The organism is Plantactinospora sp. CNZ321 (assembly GCF_004217235.1).
Genome location: NZ_SHKQ01000001.1, coordinates 4,455,915 through 4,472,887 on the forward strand (window position 1 = coordinate 4,455,915; position 16,973 = coordinate 4,472,887).

Genomic DNA, 16,973 nt, shown 5'->3' on the forward strand with positions numbered 1-16,973 from the left:
CGCCGGACCGGCGTTGTGTGATCCTTGAACCGGTCGTCCGACCCGGCCACCGGGCAGGGTTGTCCCGACCAGGCGGAGGTTCGCGGACGTGCTGGAGTTTCGGCTGCTCGGCGACATCGACGTCCGCGTCGACGGGCACCTGATCGAGATGGGGCCGGCACGCCAGCGCTGCGTGCTGGTCGCGCTCCTGGTCGAGGCGAACGAGCTGGTCTCCGTCGACCAGCTGCTGGACCGGGTCTGGGGTGACCGCCGCCCGCAGCGGGCCCGGGAGACGCTCTACAGCTACCTCTCCCGGCTGCGCAACCGTCTCTCCCCCGCCGGGGGCGTCACGGTGCTGCGCCGTTCGGCCGGCTACCAGCTCACCGTCGAGCCGGACACCGTCGACCTGCACCGGTTCCGGGCACTGGTGCGGCAGGCCCGGGACGCCCCGGACGACACCGGGGCACTCGGGCTGTTCGACGAGGCGCTCGGGCTGTGGCGGGGCGAGGCGTTCGCGCACCTGGAGACGCCATGGCTCAGCACCCTGCGTACCGCCGTGGGGCAGGAGCGGTTCGCCGCCGAACTCGACCGCTGGGACGTCGCGCTGCGCCGGGGCCGGCACGCCGCGCTGCTACCGGAGCTGACCCGGCGGGCCGGTGAGCATCCGCTGGACGAGCGCCTCGCCGGCCAGCTCATGCTCGCGTTGTACCGCAGCGGACGCCAGGCGGACGCCCTGGAGCACTACACCCGACTCCGGCACCGACTCGCCGACACCCTCGGCGTCGACCCCGGCCCGGAGCTGCGCCGGCTGCACCTGCGGATGCTGCACACCGACCCGGCACTGGCCGGCCCGGCCGGCGGCGGCACCGGGGTCGGCCCGGCCGGCGGCACCGGGGTCGGTCCGACCGCGCCGGCCCGGCCCCGCCCGCACCAACTGCCGCCGACCGTCGCCGACTTCACCGGCCGCGCTGACGCCGTCGGCTGGCTGGAGACCAGCCTCACCGGCCCCGCCGACCGGCTGCGGGTCGTCGCGCTCTCCGGGCCGGCCGGCGTCGGCAAGTCCAGCCTGGCGTGGTACGCGGCACACCGGCTGCGCCGGGAGTACCCGGACGGGCAGCTCTACGCGGACCTGCGGGGTAGCTGGCCGGACGGGGCCGACGCGTTCGCCGTACTCGGGCGCTTCCTGCGGGTACTCGGGCTGCCCGACAACCTGCACAGCGACAGTCTGGAGGAGCGCGCCGGCCAGTTCCGGGACGCGGTGCACGACCGGCGGCTGCTGGTCGTACTCGACGACGCCCGGTCCGCCGCACAGGTCCGGCCGCTGCTGCCCGGCGGTGCCCCGGGCGCGGTGATCGTAACCAGCCGGACCCGGCTGACCGGGCTGGAGGGCGCCGCCCACCTGGGACTGGCGACCTTCACGCCGGACGAGGCGATCCGGCTGCTGGAGCGGATCGTCGGGCCGGACCGGGCGAGAACCGAGCCCGACGCCGCCACGGAGATCGTCCGGCTCTGCGGCTACCTGCCGCTGGCGGTACGCATCGCTGCGGCCCGGCTCGCCGCCCGGCCGCGCTGGCGGCTCGGGCAGCTCGCCGAGCGTCTTCGCGACGAGCTTGGCCGGCTCGACGAACTCGCCACCGACGACCTGGAGGTGCGGGCGAGTCTCGGGCTCAGCTACCGGGCCCTGGCCGAACCGGCCCGCCGGATGCTCCGGCTGCTGAGCCTGCTCGACGCGCCCGACGTACCGGCCTGGACCGGGGCCGCGATGCTCGACGTGCCGCCGGCCCGGGCGGAGAGCCTGCTGGAGTCGCTCGTCGATGCCTGCCTGCTGGAGCTGCTCGACCCGGCCGACGGCGAGCCCCGGTACGGAATGCACGACCTCGTCCGGCTCTTCGCCCGGGAGCGGGCCGCCGCCGAGGAGTCCGACGAGGTCCGGCGGGCCGCCCTGGAGCGGGCCTTCGGGGCCTGGCTGACCCGGGCAGAGGCGGCGGACGCCGGGCTTTCGACCCGGACGCTGGCCCGGATCTCCGGTCCGGCCCGCCGCTGGCCACCGGCCGCCCCGGCGGGACCGGTGACGGATCCGGTCGGCTGGTTCGACCGCGAGCGGCCGGCGCTGGTCGCCGCGATCCGGCAGGCGGCCGGACTCGACCTGGCCGATCTCGCCTGGAACCTGGCGGCAGCGACGCAGCCCTGCTACGAGTTGCGCGGCCTGTACGACGAGGCGCGACAGCTCCATCAGGCGGCGCTGCGGGCCTGCCGGCGGGCCGGAGAACGGCGCGGTGAGGCGGTGCTGCTGCGCAACCTCTCCGACCTGTGGGCCTCCCGGCCCGGCGCCCTGTTGCGGGACAGGCTCGACGCGGCCGAGACGGCGCTGCGGATCTTCCGGCAGGTCGACGAGCCGCGCGGGGTGGCCGACGCACTCTGGCTCTGCGCCGACGTGCACCGGGTCACCGGCCGGCATCCGGCGGCGGCACCGCTGATCGCCGAGGCGTTGTCGATCTCGGTCGACGTCGGTTACCAGCTCGGCGAGTGCCACGCGCTGGCGCAGCGTGCCATCATCGCTCGGGAGCAGGGACACGACGAGGTAGCCCGGGAACTCGGTCACCGGTATCTGGACCTCGCCCGCCGCATGGGTGCCCGCCGGGACGAGAGTGTCGCGCTGACCCTGCTCGGCCTGACCTACGCAGAACTCGACCTGCCCGAGCCGGCCCAGGAGTACCTGCGGCAGGCGGTGGCGGTCGCCCGGGATCCCAGTGACGAGGTGCAGGAGACGTACGCGCTGGCTCGGCTGGGTCAGCTCTACGCCGTACTCGGCCATCCGGCCGCCCGGCACACCCTGGCGGTCGCACTGGCCCGCAGCCAGGCTGACGCCCTGGTGTTCGGCGAGGCGATCTCGTTGATCGGGCTCGGCGAACTGGAGTTGATCGACAGCCGTCCGCGCCGGGCGGTGGCGTTGCTGCGCCGGGTGCTCCAACTGCTCGGGGATGCGCGGTCGCACTTCATCCGGGCCCGGACGCTGACCGTACTCGGGCACGCCTACGCCAGCGTCAACGACACTTCTTCCGCCGAGTCGGCGTGGTCGGCCGCTTACGCGCTGTACCAGCAGATCGACAACGACTCGGCGGCGAGCCGGCTGGCCGCACTACTGCCCCGGATGTCGGCGCAGCGGACCGCCCGCTGACCGCCCGGCCGTCGCGGCGGCGTGCGTGGCGAGGCCCGCCGCGACCTTGCCGATGAACCGGCCGAGTGCCAGCCGGTAGAGCCAGCCGGTCCCCGGCACCCTGGCGGAGAAGGTGGAGTGCCAGCGGATCGAGGTGCCGCCGCGCTCCGGGGTGAGGTCGACGTCGGCCCGGTAGTCCCGCAGCGGCAGCCCGGAGAGGAGTTCGTAGCTGAACCGTCGGTCCGGCACCCGCTCCACGACCCGCTCCCGGCTGGTCACCCGGCCGGTCCGGAAGACCCGGATCGCGCCGACCCCCTCCGGCTCGTCCGCGCCGGGGCGCTCCAGCTCGAAGGAGCCCAGCGGCGACCAGGTGGGCCACCCGGCCCCGTCGACCAGCAGCGCGTAGACCACCGCCGGGCCGGCCGTGGTGTGCACCCGCACGTCGATCTCTTTCCGTGCCACGTCACGCCCTCCCCACTCCTGTACCAAGTGGTACGTGTACCGTATGGTACATGCCTGGTGAAGTACGGGAAGAACTGCTGTCCCGGGTCGTCGAACGGATCGCCGAACAGGGCGTCGGCGCGCTGAGCCTGCGCCGGCTGGCGGCCGACCTCGGCACCAGTCACCGGATGCTGATCTACCACTTCGGATCCAAGGAGGGACTGCTCGTCGAGGTGGTCCGGGAGATCGAGCGCCGGCAGCGGTCCGCGCTGGCCGGTTTGGAGTTCGACCCGGCCAGCGCACCGGCAGAGGCGATCCGGAGCATGTGGCGGCGGTTGGCCGACCCGGCGCTGTGGCCGTACGAGCGGCTCTTCTTCGAGCTGTACGGCCAGGCGGTGCAGGGCCGTCCGGGCACCACGGCACTGCTGGAGGGGGTGGTGGAGAGTTGGCTGGACCTCAACGTCGAGCTGGCCGCCCGCCGGGGCGTACCGGCCGAGGTGGCCCGGACGCACGCCCGGCTCGGCCTGGCGGTGGTCCGGGGACTGCTGCTCGACCTGCTCGCCACCGGGGACCGGGCCGGCACCGACGCCGCTCTGGAAGCCTTCGCCGCCAGCTACGAGGCGGGCCTACCGGTGCCGCCCGCCCGGTAGCTGGTCCCGCTCCCGGCACATCAGAGCGGTTCGATGGTGTAGCGGACGCCGGTGAGAAGTTCGGAACGCCCCCACAGGTGGGCGGCGAGCGTGCTGTCGCGGGATGTGCGGCTTGAACGGACCAGCGTCGGGTAGCCGCTGCGCTGCATGAACCCGTCCGGCCCGACGCAGGCGCCGGCTCCGACGCCGGGCGCGGTCGCCGCGTACAGCATCGGCAACGCGCCCATCTCAGGACTCTGCGCAGGCCCACCGGCGAGGAGCTTGCCCTGCAACGACCTGTCCCGGCGCATGCCCTCGGTCGCGGCGACGCCGGGGTGAGCTGCCACCGACATGGTCCGCCGACCCGCTGCGGACAACCGTCGTTGCAGCTCGTAGGCGAAGAGCAGGTTGGCCGACTTGGACTGCGCGTACGCCAGCCACCGCTGGTAGCGGCGGCGTTCCCAGTTCAGATCGTCGCGGATCCTGCCGAGGACGTGCAGGCCGCTGGAGACGGTGACGACGCGGTCGCGTACGCGGTTGATCAGCAGGCCGGTCAGCACGAACGGCCCGAGGTGGTTGGTGCCGATGTGCCGCTCGAACCCGTCCGCCGTGGTGCCCTTCGGCACCGCTACACGTCGCCGCTCTGCACGCCAGGGCTCGCGTTCCGGATGCGCGCCTCTCCTGTGTGGGTAGAACGGCTCGCGCCGCTGCGGGCTGGCCGGGTGCGAGTGCGCCGGCCCGCCCAGCGTCAGCGGGCCGGAAGGTCCCGGACGAAGGAGCGCCAGGCTGCCGGGCCGAAGGCCAGCGCCGGCCCGGCCGGGTCCTTGCTGTCCCGCACCCCCACCACACCGGGCAGATTGCGGGCCACCTCCACACAGGCGCCGCCGTTGCCACTGCTCCGGGAACTCTTGACCCACTCAGCGCCGGTCAGATCCATTTCTCCGCCATCTCCCTGTCACCTCGGTGGACTGCCGCATCCGCCCCGCCGTAAGGAAGGGCCCCCTCCTATCGTTTTCTGGTGTAGAAGGGGCCCTTCCTTGCACCGCGGGTCAGCGGGTCGGGACGTCGCGGACGAAAACCCGCCACGCCGCCCGGCCGAAGGCCAGCGCCGACCCGGCCGGGTCCTTGCTGTCCCGCACCCCCACCACACCGGGCAGATTGCGGGCCACCTCCACACAGTTGCCGCCGTTGCCGCTGCTCCGGGAACTCTTGATCCACATAGCGCCGGTCAGATCCATTTCTCCGCCACTTCCCGTATCAACTCGGTGGACTGCTGCTGCGGAAGCGCCTCGCTCCGGACGGCCTCCCAGGCCCGCTGCAACGCCGCCAGGTCGTCCGGACCGTCGACCACCTGCCCGGCCAACTGGTTGTCCAGATAGCCGGTCTCGGCCCGGTCCGGTGCCGTCGCGATCACGAAGGGTCCGTTCAGCCCAGCGTACGCGCCGACGGTGGTGCGGACGACATGCAGCCGCACGTGCGGCAGCGCGCCGACGGCGACCAGCGCCTCCAGTTGCTCACGCATCACCGCCGGCCCGCCGACCGGGCGGTGCAGCAGCCCCTCGTCGAGCACGGCGGTCAGGTCCACCGGATCGGCCCGGGTCAGCACCGTCTGCCGGGCGAGCCGGGTGGCGAGGCGGCGTTCCACCTCCTCCAGGTTGGTCAACCCGGCGTCGGTGAGCACCGCTCGGGCGTACGCCTCGGTCTGCAACAGCCCCGGCACGACCAGCGACTCGTACCACCGCAGCGAGACGGCGGCCTGCTCGGCGGCCGACCAGTCGATGAACCACTGCGGCGAGCCGAGCCGGGTGGCGAGCCGGCCGAGCGCGCCGCCGGTCTGCAACGCGCCGTCGACGGCGTCCCAGAAACCCGGCGGTGGTTTGCGACGGCCGCACTCGATCATCGCAATGGTGGAGCTCGCCCACGGAATATGCCCCGCAAGATCGTCCTGCGTCATTCCGCGCGCATCCCGGGTCAGCCGCAACTCGTCGAGCAGATAGCGAATTCGATCATCCATGCCCACACCGTCCTCACAGGTCCGACCGGCGCGCCACACACGGCACACGATCTGCCGTGAGCACCCACGATGCGGCGCGACGCCTTCCGAGAATAGGGATCGACGGGCCACTGTGGAAGACATGCGCCCCCGCTCGAAACCAATTCCGGGAAGAAAGTTCAGGGCCGGGCGAGGGCTGCCGCGGGGGCGACGCCGGCGGGGACGGCAATTTTCCCGGCGCCGCCCCCGCATCCAAATCTGGGAATCCCAGAAAGGGAGCACTCAATGATTCCGGTATCCCGAATTCGGGCGATCGTGATCCGGGCCGGGCGGACGAAGCCCCGGCACCGCCGGGACTGGCGGCGACTCTGGCGGTACTGCCGCTGCGGATGGCGCTGGCGCTGCCCGGACTCGGTCGAACTCGTGCCGATGCCGTACCCGCCGCCGCAGGGCAGCGGGCGGGCGGCGGTCGTACCGCCTGATCCGCCGCCGCCGGCCGGCGCGCTCGCGGCCGGCCGACCGCCGGACCCGCCGCCTCCGCCGCCCCGGGTCCGGACACCGGATGCACCCCGGACCCGTGGCCGGGCCGCGAACAGCCGCTTCCCGTTACGTAACTCGCCCACCGGCTCCCCCGAGGCCGGCCGGGCCGCTGGTCCGCAGACTCGCCCGGGCGACGCCGGCGCGTTGACCCCGGCCCAGACCCACCGCGCCGCCCCGGGCAGCCGGGCCGGAGGCGCGGTGCGATGAGTCGGCCCAGACCCGGCGCCCCCGGCATGACCTGGCCACTTCTCGCCCGTCGCCGCCCACACGTGCACAGCCGGCCGGCCTTCCGCTGCCGCGCCTGCGGGGCGAACTGGCCCTGCCAGCCGGCCCGACTCGTGCTGCTCGCCATGTTCCGGGGCGACCGTCAGGGTCTACGGCTGCACCTCGCCCGCACATTGCTGACCGCACTCGCCGACCAGCCGCAGAGCGACGCCGTCACGCTGGCCGTACGTTTCCTCGGCTGGCTGCCACCGACGCTCTGACGCCTCGTCACCCGACCGGTCCCGCCCCGGGTCGCCGTCGCACTCCCCCCGCGGCGGCCCGGGGCGGGGCCTCGCCCGCCGGCCGTCTTCCCGCCGCGCTACCAGCGGCGGTTAGCCGACCGGTCAGGGCCTGGATTCGACTGAGGGTGAAGGCCGCCAGCTTACGTCCAATGTGGAGATGGGGAAATTGATCGGTCGATCCGGTCGACACGCATCGGTCGGGACGGTCACGTGTGCTGGCCCGCCGCCGGCTCAGGTGGCCGCCGGGCCCCTTCCCGGACGGGAAGGGGCCCGGCGACGAACGCACGGGCCGCCGCCGCCCGCCCCGCCGCTACCGACGGGCGATCGGCGGACCGGCGGTCAGGAGACTCCGCAGGAACTCGCCGACCAGGTACGACTCGACTTGTGTGCCACATGGGTGTGGTCGCTGTGTCCGGGGTAGCCGGGGCCGAGGATCTCCCGCCAGCCGTGGTTGCGGGCCTGCTGGGCGAGCCGGCACAGGCTGTGCGGGCTGACGCCCAGGTCGACCGCGTCGCCGTAGAGGTGCCGGCTGGTGGCCGAGCCGCCGACCGCGTTGTTGCAGGCGTGGCTGCGGAACGCGCTGGTTACCCGGATCGGCTGGTCGCCGAGGGCGTGCCGCATGGCCTGGAGCTTCCACATGTTGACCAGGGCGTTGAACCGGGCGGTGGCGGCCGAGACCGCGCCGCCGGACCAGTCCGAGTTGCAGTTGTTCAACTCGGCGTAGCTGAAGTTGACCGGGGTGCAGTCGTCGTCCTGGAGGGCGTAGATCCGGTTGAACGTCTGCGGGCCGGCGATGCCGTCGGCGCCCAGCCCGTAGGCCTGCTGGAAGCGGAGCACGGCGGCCCGGGTGGCCGGCCCGAAGGCGCCGTCGATGGTGAGCACCGCGTTGTAGCCGGGGTAGCCGGCGACCCGGATCTGCAACTGCCGTACGTCCTCACCGGACATTCCCTCCGAAAGGGTCCGGCCCCAGGTGTAGCAGCCGTCGGCCTGGGCCGGGCCGGCGGTGGTCACCGTCCCGACGAGGGTGGCCGCGGCCGCCATGCCGAGCGCCGCGAGGATTCTGACGGTACGTCTGAACAAGGGGTCCTCCATACCGAGCGGGGGTTGAATATCGACGAGGATGGCTGCCTGCCGATCACAAGTCAATATTTTCCGGCCATCTTTTACCGCTCGGCGCTTTCCTTCACCTGCCGGAGATCGGACCCGCTTCCGGCGGGCGCGGTTGGCCCCGTGGCGTTCGGCGCGGACGCCGGCCCGAAAGGCGCTGATTGCGCCATTAGCCTGCGAAGGCGCCCCACCGGGTCCGATCCTGTAGCCGTGGCGACGTACGAGTACCGGTGTCCCCGGGACGGGATCTTTCCGGCCCGGTTCCCGATCGGGCAGGCTCCCGCGCGGGTCCGCTGCGCGACCTGCGCGGCGGAGTCCACCCGGGTCTACTCGGCGCCCTCGCTGCACGCCATGCCGCGGCCACTGGTCGCGGCTCTCGACCGGGCCGGCCGCAGCGCCGAAGCACCGGAGGTGGTATCCCGGGTTCCCGGCCGACGCGGCGCGGCGCCCCGGCCGGTCCATCCCGGGCACGCCCGTCTGCCACGACCCTGACGGGTGAAAGGGAAGCCGCGATGCCCGAGCTGTTGTTTCCACTGGACTCGACGAAGAAGTTCACCGAGCAGGAGGTGATCGGCCACAACCGGTGGCATCCGGAGATCCCGCCGGTCGCCACCGTCCGGCCCGGCCAGACGTTCCGGGTGCACTGCCGGGAGTGGTTCGACGGCGCGATCCACAACGACGACTCGGCCGAGGACGTCCGGGACGCGCCGCTGCAGATCGTGCACGCGCTCAGCGGCCCGTTCTCGGTCAGCGGCGCCGAACCCGGCGACCTGCTGGTGGTCGACATTCTCGACGTGGGACCGATCCCGCAGGAGGACTCCGGTCCGCTCGCCGGGCAGGGCTGGGGCTACACCGGCATCTTCGCGAAACAGAACGGCGGCAGCTTCCTGACCGACTACTTCCCCGACGCGTACAAGGCGGTCTGGGACTTCTTCGGGCAGCAGGCGACCTCCCGGCACGTACCCGGGGTGACCTTCACCGGGATGATCCACCCCGGGCTGATGGGTACCGCACCGTCCGCGGCGCTGCTGGCGAAGTGGAACGAGCGGGAGGGTGCGCTGCGGGCCACCGACCCGGACCGGGTACCGCCGCTGTCGCTGCCACCGCTGCCGGACGGCGCGATCCTCGGCTCGCTGACCGGCGGCGACTTCGACCGGGTGGCGGCGGAGGGGGCCCGGACCGCGCCGCCCCGGGAGAACGGCGGCAACCAGGACATCAAGAACATGACCAAGGGGACCCGGGTCTTCTACCCGGTGTACGTCCCCGGCGCCAACCTGTCAGTTGGCGACCTGCACTTCTCCCAGGGCGACGGCGAGATCACCTTCTGCGGTGCGATCGAGATGGGCGGCTTCATCGACCTGCACGTGGACGTGATCAAGGGCGGGATGACCATGTACGGGGTGTCGGAGAACGCGATCTTCCTGCCCGGGATCGTGGCTCCGCAGTACAGCCAGTGGCTGGCCTTCTCCGGCATCTCGGTCAGCACGGAGGGCGAGCAACACTACCTCGACTCGCAGCTCGCGTTCCAGCGCGCCTGCCTGCACGCGATCGACTACCTGACCCGGTTCGGCTACAGCCCCGAGCAGGCGTACCTGCTGCTCGGGGCCGCACCGATCGAGGGGCGCTTCTCCGCCGTGGTGGACATCCCGAACTCGTGCGCGACGGTCTACCTGCCGACCGCGATCTTCGACGTCGACATACGGCCCTCGGCCGCCGGGCCGGCCCGGGTCGACCCGGGCCGGGGAGCCCCGAAGGCGACCTTCTGACGCCGAACGGATCTCCTGCACGTCGCCAGGGCCGGTGGGTCACGGCACAGCCGCGTCCGCACGCCGGGCCCGGGTTACCGCCGCCTGATCGCCGGAAGCTCCCATGCCCAGCAGGGCGACGACCGACAGCGCACTGAACACCGTCGCCAGGGCGACGGCGGCCCGCATCCCGCCGGATCCGTAGGCGGCCAGAGACCACGCCAGCGTGGCCAGGGCGGGCCCCAGCGCGAAGCCCATGGTGCGGGCGAGGCCGGTCGAGGCGCCTGTGGTCGCCAGCAGGCGCCGGGGCGCGTGACCCATCGCGTTCGCCATGTTGGGCGCGTTGAACAGGCCGTTTCCGCAGCCGGCCAGGAACAGCCGCCACGCGACATCGGTGGGGCCCCAGGAGTCGTCCATCGGCAGCAGGAGAGCCAGGCCGACGGTGAAGATGACCGCCCCCAGGAGGGCGGTTCGCCGGTGACTCCACCAGTCACCAAGAAATCCGCCGACGGGTCCCATCACGGCCATGCCCACCGGGAACGCCAGGATCGTGACGCCGGCGGCCGACACCGACTCGCCAAGTTCCCGCTGCATGAAGTACGGGACGATGAAGAAGACGGTGCCGATCGCCGTTGCGGCCGTGGCCAGGGCAACATGCGGTCCCACCTCTCCCGGGGCACGGAAGAGATCACGGACCGCGCCGCTGACGGGCATGCTTCGCCACCGGAGAAGCAACGGGATCCCCACGAGCGCCAGCGCCATCCACACCGGACCGTCGCTCGCCGTCAGGGAAAGTGCGAGCAGCAGCGCGGCGACCGCTCCGCTGAGCAGGAGGGCCTCGGTGAACCAGGTGCGGTCGGGGACCCGCAGCGGCGCGCTCGGCGGTAGCGTGCGCAGTCCGACCACCATGACGAGGAGGCTCACCGGCACGTTGACGAAGAAGATCCATGGCCAACCCACCCCGTCGACCAGGATGCCGCCGAGGCCGGGCCCGCTGATGAGTCCGATCGGGCCGAGGGTCGTGATCAGGCCCATCGCGCGCCCGCGGGCCGATGGCCGAACGGCCGTCGTGGCCAACGTCGGAACCAGCGAGAAGAGCAGCGCGCCGAAGGTTCCCTGAACCAGTCGCGCCGCGATCAGCCAGGCCGGGCCGGGTGCGAGCCCTCCGGCGACGCTGGCCAGAGCGAAGCCGGTGAGCGAGAACACCAGGGCCGGGCGTCGCCCGACACTGTCCAGCCACCGGCCGCTCGGCAACGCCAGGCCGGCGAGTGGCAGCAGGTAGGCCAGCATGACCCACTCGGCCATGCTGGTCGCCATCCTGAAGTCATGCTCGATCGCTGGCAGCGCGACGTTGACGATGGTCATGTCGACCGATGCCATGAACACGGCCAGGCCGGCGGCGGCCACCAGCCACCACCGGTTCTCGTCCCCGTCGGGCTGCCTCACCCGGCTGCCAGTCCGGTCAGTGCTGTCGGCCATGGTGCGATCTCTCCCTGCTCGTTGTGTCTCTGGCTCTCCGCCCGCCGCGGGCCCCCACCGGAGCCGGCACCGCTGCCGGTGGCGGTCAGGGTGCGTCCGGCCGGTGCACGGGTTGGAACAGTTCGATGAGGTTGCCGGCCGGGTCGGCGAGCAGGATCTGGCGTCCACCGGGGCCGGCGACCACGTCGCTGCGGAACGACAGTCCCGTGCTGCGCAGCCGGTCGATCTCGTGGTCCAGGTCATCGACCGTGAGGTGGATACGGTTGCGTCCGGCGGTGGTGGCGCCGTCGGGGGTGGCACGGGCGCCGGAGCTGGTCGGCCCGGACAGCAGCAGCCGCAGCGGGCCGCGCACGACGTCGGCGAAGGCGGGCGCGGCGCTGGTGTGCAGCGTGAAGCCGAGATGAGTGGTGTAGAAGGCGATGGCCGCTTGGACGTCATCGACGATGTAGCGGACGCTGGCCCGCTGGTCGGGTGCGTTCACGACGTATCTCCCCTTCAGGATCGGATGGCGGTGAGGACGGGCAGCAGGTGTCTGACCCGGGTGTCGATGTCGGCTGCGGTGCGCTGGAAGGCGGGGTAGCTCGCCTCGTCGGTCTCGCCGGTCGTGGCAGGGTCGGGGATGCTCCAGTGCACTCGCCGGGGGTGGTCCGGAAAGTCGGGACACACCTCGCGCGCCTTGTCGCAAAGGCTGATCACGTAGTCGAACCGGCGACCGGTCAGGGTGTCCCAGTGCCGGGGGCGCTGGCCGGTGAGGTCGAGGCTGAACTGCTCGTGTACCACCCGTACGGCGTTGGCGTGCAGGTGCGGCCTGGGCCGGCTCCCGGCGCTGGCCACCACCACCTGGCCGTCGGTGTGGTGCCGAAGCAGGGCCTCGGCGATCGGGGACCGGGCGCTGTTCCCGGTGCAGACGAACAGCACGCCGGGGCCGGGTGCGCCCCGCAGGTCCACCGGGGGCGTACGCGGTGTGGCGGGTTCCCGGCGCAGCGCCGGATGCAACGCGCTGCCGGTATCGGCCAGCGCGTCCGCGCAGCGGTCCAGATCCAGGTGGTAGTAACTGTCGCGGCCGTCGAAGCTGCTGCGGTTGGTGGTGACCAGCCCGCCGTCGCGCAGGAGTCGCAGGTGGTAGGAGACCAGGTTCTGCGGCTCGCCCACCAGGGTCACCAGTTCCCGGACCCGGTAGTCACCGGCCGCCAGCTCGGTCAGCAACCGCCACCGGAGCGGATGGGCGGCGAGGCGTACGAACGCCGGGGCGGCTTGACTCGACATCGTCACCACCGAAAAGTACATCAAGTCGAAGTGATGTATCAAGTCGGTTTGATGGAATGGCGGTGTCGTGGAGTTGGCAGACCCGCCCGACGCGATGCTGGTCGGGTCTGGGTCCGCAATGGCTAGCGCCGACGGCGACGCTGCGATGCCTGTCCCGGGTGCTCGGCCCGCTCGGCAGCCGGCTCGACCAGGCGTAGCCGCCGGGTGGCCGGACCGACGGTCAGCCGCTGCCCCCAGGCCATCGTCAGGTGGTCCGTCTCCAGCCCGTCGGCGAAGACCACCAACCGCTCCCGTTCCGCGACGATTTCCAGCGTCTCGTCCGCGCCGAGCCGCCCGGCGGTGAGCGACGCGCCGGTCGCCGGGGACGGCCACGCCTCCCGGACGAACCAGCACAGTGCCGGTTCGTCCGGCACCGGCAGCGACGGCACGGTCGCGCGTTCCCGGGCGATCGAGGCACACCAGCCGGTGGCGCCGGTCCCGGTGCCGACCACCAGCCCGGAGGAGGACTGGCGCTCCCGCCGGCCGTCGGCGGTGCAGAGCAGGTAGCGCGCCGACTGGTGGCCGGGGTGTCCCGCGTAGACCTCGTTGAGCCCGATCAGCTCCTGGCCGTCGTCCAGCACGGCCCGGACCATGGTCCGCTCGCGGACCGGCGCACGCCCGGCGACCAGCGAGGGAAGCAGCCGGGTGACCGCTTCGGGTCCGAACCGGACGAGTACCCCGGCGTTCTGTCCCGGCTCCGGGTCCACCCCGATCACCGGCTGCCCGTCGAGGTACTTGGCGACGTTGGCGACCAGCCCGTCCTGGCCGACCGCCAGCACGATGTCCTCGGCCGCGAACGGGAACCGGGCCAGGTCGTCCCGGTCCACCCGCCCCCGCCGCCAGTCCGCCGGGATGGCCGCCCCGACCGTGGTCAGCGCCGCCTGCAGCGCCTCGTGCCGGGTCATCACCTCGGCCAGGTCGCGCCCCCGCTGGCGCAGGTAGTAGCCGGCGGCGGCCCGGGTGCCGTGGTGGGCCAGCAACTCGTCCAGTTCGCTGCGCCGGCTCACCACCACGACCCTCGGCGCCAGCGTGGCGCTCACCGGGACAGCCGGGCCAGCAGGCCGGTCAGCACGTCCGGGGTGACGGTGAGCTGACCGATCTCGGGAAGCTGCCCGGCGACCTCGCGGAGCGCGAGTGCGTGCAGCACCTCCGGCGGCAGGTCCCGGTACGCCGCCAGCCGGGCCGCCTCCGCCTCGGCCTCGGCGAGGCCGACCACGCGTACGCCGTCGGCCTTGGCACCGGCGAGGGTGCGTTCCTTCTCCGCCTCGGCGCCGGCCAGCACCCGGGCCCGTTCGGCCGCCGCCGCGTTCGCCACCTTCTCCCGCTCGGCCCTGCCCTGGGCCACCGCCAGCTCGGCGGCGGCCTCCAGCTCGACCTTGCGCCGGGAGTTGGCACCGTGCTGCTCCACCAGCTGCTGCTCCCGGCGAGCCAGCTCGATCTTGTTCTGCAACTCGTTCTCGGCGATCGCCCTCTCCTGCTCGACCGCCTGCGCCCGCCGGGCGTAGGTGGCCCGATCTGCCTCGACCTGCACCGTCTCCCGGGTCGGCGTCTGGAGCGCCCGTTCCATCTCCGGCTCGGGCCGCACGGCCACCACCCGGGCGCTGACCACCGAGACGCCGACGTCGGTCAGCCGGGCCTCGTCGCGCAGCGCCGCCGAGACCGCCTCGCGGACCGCGGCGATGTCGGTCAGCGCCTCGGCCAGCGGCACCCGGGCCAGCAGGTCGAGGGCCGGCTGCTGGGCCAGCTCGGCCAGCAGCGTGGCAACCTGGTCGAGCGGGCGGCCCCGGGCGACGCCCTTGTACGGGTCGACCGAGAAGTCCAGCCGGCTCGCCGCGAGCGCCGGGTCGGCGATCCGGTACGTCACCGTCGCCTGCACGGTGACATCGGCGAAGTCGCTGGTCCGGGCGTGGAACAGCAGCGGCAGTTCGCGGTCGTCGACCGGCACCTCACTGAGTACGCCGACCAGCGGCCGGTACCAGAAGGACTGCCCGACGCCCTCGTGTCGGACGCTGCCCCGCACGGAGTGCCGAATCCACGTGGTCGGCGCTCCGCGCAGGTGTCGCAGGAACAACCGTCTGGTCACGTCGGCCATGACGCGCCCCCTCCCCTGTTTTCGTCGCCATGACGATAAAGGGAGACCCATTTCGCGTCAAGTCGCCGATAAACCGGCTCCGAGCACCGTCGTCAGCGGCTCAGCCGCTGGTACCGCCGGACGGCCAGCGGTGCGAAGACGGCGATCAGCACCAGCGGGAAGGCGACCGCCAGGAGCAGCGGGTGCTGCGCCGCCCAGGAGTCCCCACCGGTCCCGGGGTTGCCGAAGAGTTCGCGGCTGGCCGCCACCGTCGCCGACAGCGGGTTCCAGGACGAGACCGCGCCGAGCCACTCCGGCATCAGGTCCGGTGCCACGAAGACGTTGGAGAGCGCGGTCAGCGGAAAGGCCAGCGGAAAGACGATCACCCCGACGGTGTCCGGGCTCGGCACCATCAGGCCGAGGAAGATGCCGACCCAGGTGAGCGCCAGCCGCAGCAGCAGGATCAGCCCCACCGCGGCGAGCGCGTCGAGCAGGCCGTTGCGCCACTGCCAGCCGACCAGCAGTCCGCAGACCACCAGGACGGTCATCTCCAGCATCGCGCGGAGCAGGTCGGCACCGGTCCGCCCGGTGACCAGCGCGGTCCGGGCCATCGGCATGGAACGGAACCGGTCCACCACGCCCCGGCTGACGTCCATGGCGATGCCGCTGGCGGTGGCGCCCAGCCCGTACAGCATGGTCATCGCGAAGACCCCGGGCAGGAGGTACTCCCGGTAGCTGCCCTGGCCGGGTACCGCCATCCCGCTGCCGAAGACGTAGCCGAAGACCAGCACGAACATGATCGGCAGACTGAAATAGATCACGATCTCCTCGGGCGACCGGACCACGTGCGCCATGTTCCGGCCGGTCATCACCGCGCCGTCGGCCACCGCCCGACGGAACCGGGCCGGCGCGCCCCACCCGGTCATGCCGGTACTCCCGCCGTGGTCGGCCGCGTCGCCCCGGCCTGGTGCCCGGTCAGGTGCAGGAAGGCCTCGTCGAGGGTCGGCCGGCGCAATCCGATGTCCTGCACCGCGATCCCGGCGTCCCGCAGCGCCCGCATCACGTCGCCGAGTGCCGCCACCCGGTCCACGACCGGGGCGCTGAGCTGCCGGATCTCCGCGTCGAGCGTCACCGGCCCGGCGGAGGACCGCTCCACGATCCCGGCGGCGGTGCCGAGTTCCGCCGCGTGCCGGACGACCACCTCGATCCGGTCCGCACCGATCCGCGCCTTCAGCTCGGCCGAAGTGCCCTCCGCGACCACCCGACCGGCGTCGATCACCAGGATCCGGTCGGCGAGCTGGTCCGCCTCCTCCAGATACTGGGTGGTGAGCAGCACGGTGGTGCCGTCGGCAACCAGGCGCCGTACCGCCGACCAGAGCTGGTTACGGCTGCGCGGGTCGAGCCCGGTGGTCGGCTCGTCGAGGAAGAGCACCCGGGGGGTCATGATCAGACTGGCCGCCAGGTCCAGCCGGCGGCGCATCCCGCCGGAGTACTCCGCGGCCGACCGGCCGGCCGCCGCGGTCAGCCCGAACTGTTCCAGCAGTTCGTCGGCACGACGCCGGGCAGCCTTGGCCGACAGGTGGTGCAGCCGACCGAAAAGGATCAGGTTCTGTCGCCCGCTGAGGATCTCGTCGACCGCCGCGTACTGCCCGGTCAGCCCGATCACCTCACGGACCTGCTCGGGCTGGCGGACCACGTCGTACCCGGCGACCCAGGCCCGACCGGCGTCGAAGCGCAGCAGCGTGGCGAGGATCCGAACCGCCGTGGTCTTGCCGGCACCGTTCGGTCCGAGCAGCCCGCACACCGTGCCGGCCGGCACGCTCAGGTCGAACCCGTCGAGGGCCCGGGTCGCGCCGTACCGCTTGTGCAGCCCCTCGGCCACGACCGCTGATGTCTGTGTTGTCATGCCGTCGACGGTCGCCGACCGCACTCACCGGCCACGCACCGATCACTGACGGCCCCGCTGACCGGTCGCGCACCGATCACAGCCGGCCCCGCCGACCGGCCACGCACCGCCGCCG

Annotated in this window: 19 protein-coding genes; 6 read left to right on the forward strand and 13 right to left on the reverse strand. The window is 72.7% G+C overall.

The window, feature by feature from the left end:
* The first annotated feature begins 88 nt into the window (after window positions 1-88).
* Entirely contained in the window at window positions 89-3,157 is a 3,069-nt protein-coding gene (locus EV371_RS19500; RefSeq protein WP_130463317.1) for a BTAD domain-containing putative transcriptional regulator, read from the forward strand.
* Here the strand turns inward: EV371_RS19500 and EV371_RS19505 are convergent.
* Window positions 3,119-3,598 carry an SRPBCC family protein gene (locus EV371_RS19505; protein ID WP_130463318.1) on the reverse strand — a complete coding sequence of 160 codons (480 nt, stop codon included), beginning with the start codon at window positions 3,596-3,598 and terminating at the stop codon, window positions 3,119-3,121. The genes EV371_RS19500 and EV371_RS19505 overlap by 39 nt on opposite strands.
* Window positions 3,599-3,648: 50 nt before the next feature.
* Here EV371_RS19505 and EV371_RS19510 point away from each other — a divergent pair, with 50 nt between their 5' ends.
* Window positions 3,649-4,227 (forward strand): TetR/AcrR family transcriptional regulator, encoded by a 579-nt coding sequence (locus tag EV371_RS19510; protein WP_130463319.1) that lies wholly within the window; start codon window positions 3,649-3,651, stop codon window positions 4,225-4,227.
* 20 nt (window positions 4,228-4,247) lie between these two features.
* Here EV371_RS19510 and EV371_RS19515 read toward each other — a convergent pair whose 3' ends face one another.
* The 4 genes from EV371_RS19515 to EV371_RS19530 form a co-directional block, all read right to left on the reverse strand.
* On the reverse strand, window positions 4,248-4,832 hold the full coding sequence (locus EV371_RS19515; protein ID WP_130463320.1) for an SDR family NAD(P)-dependent oxidoreductase: 585 nt from the start codon (window positions 4,830-4,832) through the stop codon (window positions 4,248-4,250).
* Window positions 4,833-4,954: 122 nt separating this feature from the next.
* Window positions 4,955-5,143, reverse strand: coding sequence for a DUF397 domain-containing protein (locus EV371_RS19520; protein WP_130463321.1), 189 nt, complete (start codon window positions 5,141-5,143; stop codon window positions 4,955-4,957).
* Between the two features lie 112 nt (window positions 5,144-5,255).
* Entirely contained in the window at window positions 5,256-5,444 is a 189-nt protein-coding gene (locus EV371_RS19525; protein WP_130463322.1) for a DUF397 domain-containing protein, read from the reverse strand.
* Complete coding sequence (locus EV371_RS19530; RefSeq protein WP_130463323.1) at window positions 5,435-6,220, reverse strand: Scr1 family TA system antitoxin-like transcriptional regulator; 786 nt, start codon at window positions 6,218-6,220, stop codon at window positions 5,435-5,437. The genes EV371_RS19525 and EV371_RS19530 overlap by 10 nt, the downstream gene beginning before the upstream one ends.
* Before the next feature lie 264 nt (window positions 6,221-6,484).
* Here EV371_RS19530 and EV371_RS19535 point away from each other — a divergent pair, with 264 nt between their 5' ends.
* Complete coding sequence (locus tag EV371_RS19535) at window positions 6,485-6,946, forward strand: hypothetical protein (protein WP_130463324.1); 462 nt, start codon at window positions 6,485-6,487, stop codon at window positions 6,944-6,946.
* Window positions 6,943-7,224, forward strand: coding sequence for a flavin reductase (locus EV371_RS34435; protein WP_486484699.1), 282 nt, complete (start codon window positions 6,943-6,945; stop codon window positions 7,222-7,224). Before EV371_RS19535 ends, EV371_RS34435 begins: the two co-directional genes overlap by 4 nt.
* Before the next feature lie 360 nt (window positions 7,225-7,584).
* On the opposite strand, the gene EV371_RS19545 is transcribed toward EV371_RS34435, so the two are convergent.
* The gene (locus EV371_RS19545; protein WP_130463325.1) at window positions 7,585-8,325 is read right to left on the reverse strand and encodes a D-Ala-D-Ala carboxypeptidase family metallohydrolase; all 741 of its coding nucleotides are present in this window, start codon (window positions 8,323-8,325) and stop codon (window positions 7,585-7,587) included.
* A gap of 237 nt (window positions 8,326-8,562) precedes the next feature.
* Between EV371_RS19545 and EV371_RS19550 the strand changes: the two genes are divergently transcribed.
* The gene (locus EV371_RS19550; RefSeq protein WP_130463326.1) at window positions 8,563-8,844 is read left to right on the forward strand and encodes an FmdB family zinc ribbon protein; all 282 of its coding nucleotides are present in this window, start codon (window positions 8,563-8,565) and stop codon (window positions 8,842-8,844) included.
* 20 nt (window positions 8,845-8,864) lie between these two features.
* Window positions 8,865-10,118, forward strand: a complete 1,254-nt coding sequence (gene fmdA / locus EV371_RS19555) for a formamidase (RefSeq protein WP_130463327.1) — start codon at window positions 8,865-8,867, stop codon at window positions 10,116-10,118.
* A gap of 39 nt (window positions 10,119-10,157) precedes the next feature.
* Here fmdA and EV371_RS19560 read toward each other — a convergent pair whose 3' ends face one another.
* From EV371_RS19560 to EV371_RS19590, 7 genes are all read right to left on the reverse strand, one after another.
* Window positions 10,158-11,504: an MFS transporter gene (locus tag EV371_RS19560; RefSeq protein ID WP_165436741.1), complete on the reverse strand. Its 1,347-nt coding sequence runs from the start codon at window positions 11,502-11,504 to the stop codon at window positions 10,158-10,160.
* A 157-nt stretch (window positions 11,505-11,661) separates the two neighbouring features.
* On the reverse strand, window positions 11,662-12,057 hold the full coding sequence (locus tag EV371_RS19565; protein ID WP_130463329.1) for a VOC family protein: 396 nt from the start codon (window positions 12,055-12,057) through the stop codon (window positions 11,662-11,664).
* Window positions 12,058-12,071: 14 nt separating this feature from the next.
* Complete coding sequence (locus EV371_RS19570) at window positions 12,072-12,842, reverse strand: arsenate reductase/protein-tyrosine-phosphatase family protein (RefSeq protein WP_130463330.1); 771 nt, start codon at window positions 12,840-12,842, stop codon at window positions 12,072-12,074.
* A gap of 122 nt (window positions 12,843-12,964) precedes the next feature.
* Window positions 12,965-13,921, reverse strand: coding sequence for a diacylglycerol kinase catalytic domain-containing protein (locus EV371_RS19575; RefSeq protein ID WP_130463331.1), 957 nt, complete (start codon window positions 13,919-13,921; stop codon window positions 12,965-12,967).
* Window positions 13,918-14,973, reverse strand: coding sequence for an SPFH domain-containing protein (locus tag EV371_RS19580; protein WP_130463332.1), 1,056 nt, complete (start codon window positions 14,971-14,973; stop codon window positions 13,918-13,920). The genes EV371_RS19575 and EV371_RS19580 overlap by 4 nt, the downstream gene beginning before the upstream one ends.
* Before the next feature lie 92 nt (window positions 14,974-15,065).
* Window positions 15,066-15,878, reverse strand: coding sequence for an ABC transporter permease (locus EV371_RS19585; RefSeq protein WP_349340364.1), 813 nt, complete (start codon window positions 15,876-15,878; stop codon window positions 15,066-15,068).
* A complete protein-coding gene (locus tag EV371_RS19590) occupies window positions 15,875-16,858 on the reverse strand; it encodes an ATP-binding cassette domain-containing protein (protein WP_130463333.1) in 984 nt (327 codons plus the stop codon). Before EV371_RS19590 ends, EV371_RS19585 begins: the two co-directional genes overlap by 4 nt.
* Between the last annotated feature and the right edge of the window lie 115 nt (window positions 16,859-16,973).